Annotated in this window: 5 protein-coding genes and 2 pseudogenes; 4 read left to right on the top strand and 3 right to left on the bottom strand. The window is 72.6% G+C overall.

The window, feature by feature from the left end; genetic code table 11:
- Positions 1-221 (top strand): annotated as a pseudogene (locus TR49_RS43550) (hypothetical protein); the annotation flags it as partial.
- A gap of 124 nt (positions 222-345) precedes the next feature.
- On the top strand, positions 346-771 hold the full coding sequence (locus TR49_RS05120; RefSeq protein ID WP_042377539.1) for a DUF1269 domain-containing protein: 426 nt from the start codon (positions 346-348) through the stop codon (positions 769-771).
- 26 nt (positions 772-797) lie between these two features.
- Here the strand turns inward: TR49_RS05120 and TR49_RS05115 are convergent, their stop codons facing one another.
- Entirely contained in the window at positions 798-1370 is a 573-nt protein-coding gene (locus TR49_RS05115) for an NUDIX domain-containing protein (protein ID WP_052434024.1), read from the bottom strand.
- A 22-nt stretch (positions 1371-1392) separates the two neighbouring features.
- Entirely contained in the window at positions 1393-2106 is a 714-nt protein-coding gene (locus TR49_RS05110; RefSeq protein WP_042377538.1) for a G1 family glutamic endopeptidase, read from the bottom strand.
- A gap of 586 nt (positions 2107-2692) precedes the next feature.
- On the opposite strand from TR49_RS05110, the gene TR49_RS05105 reads away from it, so the two are divergent.
- The gene (locus TR49_RS05105; RefSeq protein ID WP_042377535.1) at positions 2693-3913 is read left to right on the top strand and encodes a hypothetical protein; all 1221 of its coding nucleotides are present in this window, start codon (positions 2693-2695) and stop codon (positions 3911-3913) included.
- Positions 3910-6081, top strand: a complete 2172-nt coding sequence (locus TR49_RS05100; RefSeq protein ID WP_052434023.1) for a tetratricopeptide repeat protein — start codon at positions 3910-3912, stop codon at positions 6079-6081. The genes TR49_RS05105 and TR49_RS05100 overlap by 4 nt, the downstream gene beginning before the upstream one ends.
- A gap of 29 nt (positions 6082-6110) precedes the next feature.
- Here TR49_RS05100 and TR49_RS43545 read toward each other — a convergent pair.
- Positions 6111-6492, bottom strand: a pseudogene (locus TR49_RS43545) (hypothetical protein); the annotation flags it as partial.

Genomic DNA, 6492 nt, shown 5'->3' with positions numbered 1-6492 from the left:
CCGCCGCGACCGCACGGCGCACCGCCGACACCGCGACGCCGGCTGCGGCCCCGGCCTCGGCAGGCCCGGTCGGAGGGCCCGCGCGCACCGCTGGGCGGGCCGGGCCCGGTGGTCCGGGCCGAACGCCCGGCCGCCGGCCCCCGCTCGCGCCGCGCGGTGCGAACTGCTGCGACATCGCGATGAGCCTGACCATGGCGCTGCTGCTGATCACGCTGCTGTGAGCCGCGGTTCGCTGCCCGGGGGTCTCGCGCGGGTGAAACGCCCGGTTTGTCGGGCTAGCCTGGATGAACGGGGCAGAAGTCGTCCGCGGCACAGCCCCACCGGCTCGGCGGAAGGACCGGATCGATGTCAACAACGGCGTGGCGGTTCCGTGGCACCGAAGGGGCCGATGACGCGGTCCTCAGGCTCAAGCAGCTGGCCGGCCAGGAGGTCCTCGATGTACGCGACGTCGCGGTGATCCGCTGGCCGCACTACGCGACGGCGCCGCAGGTGCAGGAGCACGTGACCGACGAGGGCAGCAAGGCCTCCTCGCTCGCCAAGAAGTTCAGCAAGGCGGGCATCGAGGGCTCGATGATCGAGTCGGTGAAGGGCGACATGACGCCGGGCAACTCCGCGCTGGTGCTGCTCAGCACCGATGCGGAGATCGACACCATCGCGAAGGCCTTCGAGGGCCACGCCATGGAGTTGATGCGCTCGGACCTGTCGGTCAAGCAGGAGGACCTGCTGCGGTCGGCCTTCGGCTCACCGCCCGGGGCCTCGGGGACGGGCTGAGCCGATCCCGTTCAGGAGGGCGCGCGTCACGTCGACAGCTGCGCGGCCAGGAGGAGGGCCGTGACGCTGCCGGCCTCGGTGATCACGCCGGAGCGCACGAGGGCGACCGCCTCGGTCAGCGGGGCCTTGCGGACCGTCATCAGCTGCTCGGCCTCGTCCCGGTGGACGGGGCCGGGGGTCAGGCCGGTGGCGAGAAAGAGGTGGGTGCGGGCGACCGAGCTGGTCGGCAGCGGGTGGATCGAGCCCAGCGACCGCCAGGCGGCGGCGCGCCACCCGGTCTCCTCCGCGAGCTCCCGGGCCGCCGTGAGCGCCGGGTCCTCCCCCGCCTCGGTGCCGCCGCCCGGTAGGTGGAGCATCCGGCGGCCCTGCAGGTAGAACTGGTCCTCGACCAGGACGACCTGCCGCTCGGCGTCGAGGGCGACGACGCGCACGCCGTCGGCGACGCGGACGTGCTCGTAGAACTCCGGCGCGGCCGGGCCCTCGAGCACGTCCTGGTACAGCTGGACGAACCGGCCCTGGTAGACCGTGCGGCGTTCCACCAGCCGCCAGAGTTCCGGTTCGTCCTGCGCGTCCTTCTCGTCATGACCAGGTGTCAGCACCCCCTCAGGATGCCGCACCCGGCTACTCGTGCAGGAACGTTTCTGTGAAGCTGGTGCCGCCGGAGAGCGCGCTGGTGCGGGCCTCGGTGGTGCCGTTCGAGCTGGGGTCGAGGGCGGTGGGCCCGGAGGAACCGAGCGAGGCGCCGTTGACGGTGGCCGAGGTGAAGCTCAGCGTGCCGAAGTTGGGGTAGGCCCCGGTCGGCGACTCGATGATGACCTCGGCGCTGGCGCGCGACGCGGACAGCGTCTTGCTCGTGGTGTAGGTCCAGCCCCGCGTGGAGTCGGTCAGCTTCAGCGTGTACTTGCGGCTGCCGGCGTACGTCACCGAGGCGGAGATGTGGTCGCCGGCCGACACCGGGTACGAACCGGTGCTCAGGTAGACGGGGTTGGCCGGGTACATCTCGTACCAGGCCTGGTCGACGGGGCTGCCGCTGGAGCAGTCCGTGGCCACGCCGGTCTGCTCCACGGTCGAGGAGCCGTAGCCGTCGATGCCCACCCAGGGGGCGTAGAGGTCGTTGGTGGAGTTGCAGGTCGCCTTCGCCTCGGTCCAACTCGCCGACACCGAGGTGAATCCGCTGCCCGTCGCGGCGTAGCCGCCCCAGTTGTAGCCGTTGATGTTGTAGTGCAGCGGGCGGAAGTCCAGCCCCTGAGCCGCGGCCGCGGTGACGGGCACAGCGGGGGCGGCGATGCTTGCTGCGGCCGCGAGGGTGGCGACGCGTATCAGGAATCTGCGCATGCTGGCTCCTTCGTGAGTGACGATCAGGACGCTCGTACGCCGGCCGCCGCGTGGGCGACGTTGCCGAGCATGCCGGTTGTCATGACTCAGAACAAGAGGCTGTGCACCACTAATCGTGGTGAATGCTGACGAGCCATCATCACCAGCCCCGGCCCGCTCGCCGCCACAGCTTGCCGATGAGGTCAACTGGCCTGTCCCCATTGAGTTTTGACCAACCAAGACCCATGGCTTCCGTACGTCGTTGAGCGTAGTGATTCCGTGAAATCGGCTTCACAACTTCCCCACGGGCCTCCCGTTTTCATGTTCACGGTCAAGCTCTGGCGTTGTGAGCACCCCGAGAGTTCAATGCCCCGCTGGGCCCGGACTCCGGCCGCCCGGCCGGGGTCCACTCCTGCTCACGCCCGAGAGGAGGGAAGTTGATGAAGAAGATGCCGATCCGCAAGGCCGGTTCCATCCGTCTGACGGTGGCTTGTTACTACAGCTGCAACGCCGCCTGACAGCACTGACCGGGGCTGGTCCGACCGCCCCCGGCCGGACCGCCCCGGTCTCCCCCGCCTCCTCCCGCCCCCAGGAAGGCATGCCGCGTATGAGCACCACCGCTCCCGGCGGGTCCACCGTCGTCCGCCTGCGCCGCCTCACCATGGTCCCCGAGGAGGACGGCGTCATGGTGGGCCGCCCCGACATCGCCTCCTACGCACTGTTCCCCGAAGCCGGGGCCGAGTTGCTGCGCATGCTGCACGCGGGCACGCCCCTGCCCGAGGGTGTGGAGTGGTACGAGCAGGCGTGCGGCGAGGAGTTGGACGTCGCGGACTTCCTCGACGCGCTCGACGGCCTCGGGTTCCTGCTGGCCGACGGCGAGGACGAACCCGAACCGGGGGCGGTGCGCTGGCAGCGCCTCGGGCGCTGGGTCTTCTCCTGGCCGGCCTGGGTGGCCTACGCCGCGGTCACCGTGGCCGGGGTCGCCGCGATGGTCGACCGTCCGGAGCTGCGGCCCAGCTACCGCAACGTGTTCTTCACCCAGTACCTGGCCCTGATCCCCGTCGGCCTGCTGGGCACCGCCATCGCCGGCATCCTGCTGCACGAGGCCTCGCACGCCCTGGCCGGCCGCCGGCTCGGGCTGCCGTCGCGGCTCGGCATCGGCCGCCGCCTGTACTACGTGGTCGCCGAGACCAGGCTCGACGCCCTGCTCAGCGTCCCGCGCCGGCGTCGCTATCTGCCGTTCCTGGCCGGCATGCTCACCGACACCGTCGTGTGCGCGAGCCTGACCCTGCTGGCCTGGGCGCTGGACCGGCCGGGCGTTCCGCCGTGGTGCCACCGGCTGTGCCTGGCCGTCGCGTTCAGCTGCGTGCTCCGGCTGATCTGGCAGTTCATGTTCTACCTGCAGACCGACCTCTACTTCGTGGTCGCCACCCTGATGCGCTGCCAGGACCTGCAGGCCGCCACCAAGTTCCTGGTGCGCAGCCGGATCCGTCGCGTGCTGCGCCGCGAGGCGCCTCGCCCCGAGGCCGACGAGATGGAGTGGTCCGAGCGCGACCAGGCCATGGCCCGCTGGTACGCCCCCGTTCTGGTGGCGGGCTACGGCTTCTCGCTGGCCAGTCTGGCCTGGGCCGGCATCCCGACCATGTGGCGGTTCTGGTCGACCGCGGTCAGGCGCTTCACCACGGCGGGCACCCCGGTCGGCAGCCGGATCGACGCGGCCCTGTTCGCCGCCATGGCCGCGTTCGAGATCGGCGTGCTCGTCCACGTCACCCTGCGGGACCGGCGTGCCCGGGCCCGGACCCCTCGCCCCGAAGGAGCAACGGCATGACGACGTCCTCCCCACGACACCTGCGCGTCAGCCCCGCCCCCGGAGGCGGCCCACTGCTTCCGGAACCCGACCTGCACGTGTGGTGCCACCGCAACCTGCGCGGTCCCTACACCGGTGCGGGCAACCTGGTGCGAGCCATCGTGCCGGAGCTGACGCTGCGCCATCCCGAGATCGTGGCCGCACGCCCGACCGAGGTGGCCGCCGTCGCCCCGGAGTTGGAGGTGCTGCCGCCGCAGACGCTCACCAACACCGCGATCCAGCAGGAACGCACCCGCTTCTACCCGGCGACCCGCGCGCTGCGCATCGCGCACGGCCTGGCCGAGCTGCTCACCGACTGGGCGCGGGCGGAGCACCCGGGCGGCGTGGTGCTGGCGTTCCGCGACCTGGACCACGCCGACACCACCGACCGGGACTTCGTGGCCGTGCTGCTGCGCAGGTGCGACCCGGCGGTGCTGACGGTCCACGCGGAGTCCGACGACCTCGACCGCGACGACCTGCTGAGCGCCGCGCTGACCGCCCGGACGGTTCCCGCCGCCGCTGCCCTGTCACCGCTGCCGCTGGTCGGGGGTGTGGACGCCGCCCAGCAGTTCATCGACTCCGACGGCACCACGCGGGACCCGGCGGCCATCGCCGCCTACGAGGCGCTGCCGCCCCGCGAGCGCGCCCACCGGCACACCGCGAGGGCGGAGGCGCTGGCCCGGCGCGGCGAACAGACCCTGCTGCACGGGGCCGTGCCCTACCACCGGGAACGCGGACTGGACCGCGAGGGCGCGGGCCTTACGGCGTTCGTCGCCGGCGTCAACGGGTGCTTCAACCTCGGGTTCTACGAGGGGGTCGTCGACCTTGCGCTCCGCGGGCGCGCGCTGGTGGCCGACACCAGGCCCAAGGAGTACTGGAACCTCACCCACAAGGTGGGCGCGGCCCTGTCCTACCTCGGCCGCGGCGAGGACGCGCTGCTCTGCCTGCACGAGATCCGCGCCGGCACCACCGAGCCGGTCACCCACATGAACGCCGCGTACCAACTGGCCATGCTGTACACGCGTTTCCTGCGCAAGGACCTGCACGACGAGGACCTCGCCATGGGGTGGGTCAACACGGCCATCGCCATCGCGGAGCGCGAGCCGGACCCGGTGCGGCGCGCACTGGTGCGCGCCTTCATGCGCAACGCCCGGGCCCTGGTGGAGCTGCACCGCGGCAATCTCGCGGGGGCGCTGGACCTGGTGGGCGAGGCCATGGCGATCACCGACGCCGACTGCGGACCGGACGAGCAACTCCTGCACCGGTCGGTGCTGTTGTACAACCGCGCCCAGGTGCGCGCGGCGACCGGCGACCATGCGGGCTCGCTGCGCGACTACGACGCCGTCATCGCGCAGGACCCGCTCTACGGCGACTACTACTTCGAGCGGGCCGCGCAGTACCGGGCGCTGGGCGACCACGAGGCGGCCCTCGCGGACTACGCCGAGTCGATCCGGTTGACCCCGCCCTTCCACGAGGCGCACTACAACCGGGCCGACCTGCTGCGCGAACTGGGCCACGTCGACGAGGCGGTGGCCGATCTGGACTACGCGCTCGAGATCGAGCCGGAGCACGTCGACTCCCTGATCAACCGGGCCGACCTGCTGCTGGGGCGCGGCGACGTGGACAAGGCGCGGGCCGACATCGCCCGCGGTCTGGAGCTGGAGCCCTCGAACCCGCACCTGCTCGCCGCGCGCGGTGCGCTGCTGGCCGAGACCGGGGACTCCCAGGGCGCCCTCGCCGACTACGCGGCCGCGCTGGCGGCCGATCCGACGCTGGTCCCGGCCTGGGTGAACCGTGCGGTGCTGTGGTACTCGACGGGGCGTGCCGCCGATGCGGTGGAGGACCTGGACCGGGCGCTGGCCCTGGACCCGGGACGGACCGAGCTGCGCTTCAACCGGGCCGTCGCCCTCCAGGAGTTGGGCGAGCACCGGCGCGCCCTCGCAGATCTGGACGTCGTGGTGTCGGAGCCCGGCGAGCCGGACTCCGACGTGCTGTACCGGCGCGGCCTGAGCCGGCACGCCCTCGGGGACGCGGCGGGCGCCGCCGAAGACTGGCAGGCCCATCTCGCCGCCTACCCGGGCCCGGAGGCGTCGCCGTTCGAGAAGGAGATCGAGGAGCTGAGCGGCGCGCGGCCGGAGACCCTGCCGTAGTCGCGCCGCTCCCCGGTGCCCGCACCGGCTCACTTGTCGGCAGCCTTCATGCGCTTCCTGGCCATCCCGGCGCCGATGACCCCGGCTCCCGCGAGCAGGCCCGCGCCGACGGCCAGCATGACGGTGTTGGTGTCGGACCCACCTGAGTGGGACGCCGCGGCGGGGACGGTGTGCGGGTCGGTCGGCGTGCCGTGCGCGGCGGGCACCATGTGGTGGCCCGTCGCGGCGGCCGGCTGGACCGGTGCCACGGGCACGGTCTGGTGCGCGGGCAACGGCGTCACCGGCGCGACGGGCGTGGCGGGGTGCACGGCCGGCGTCACCGGCACGGCCGGGTGGGCGGGCGTCACGGGCGCGGCCGGGTGGGCGGGGGTCACCGGTGCGACGGGTGCGGCGGGCTTCACCGGCACGACC

The sequence above is a fragment of the Streptacidiphilus melanogenes genome (assembly GCF_000787835.1).
Classification (GTDB): domain Bacteria; phylum Actinomycetota; class Actinomycetes; order Streptomycetales; family Streptomycetaceae; genus Streptacidiphilus; species Streptacidiphilus melanogenes.
This window is presented reverse-complemented; position numbering and strand designations above follow the sequence as displayed.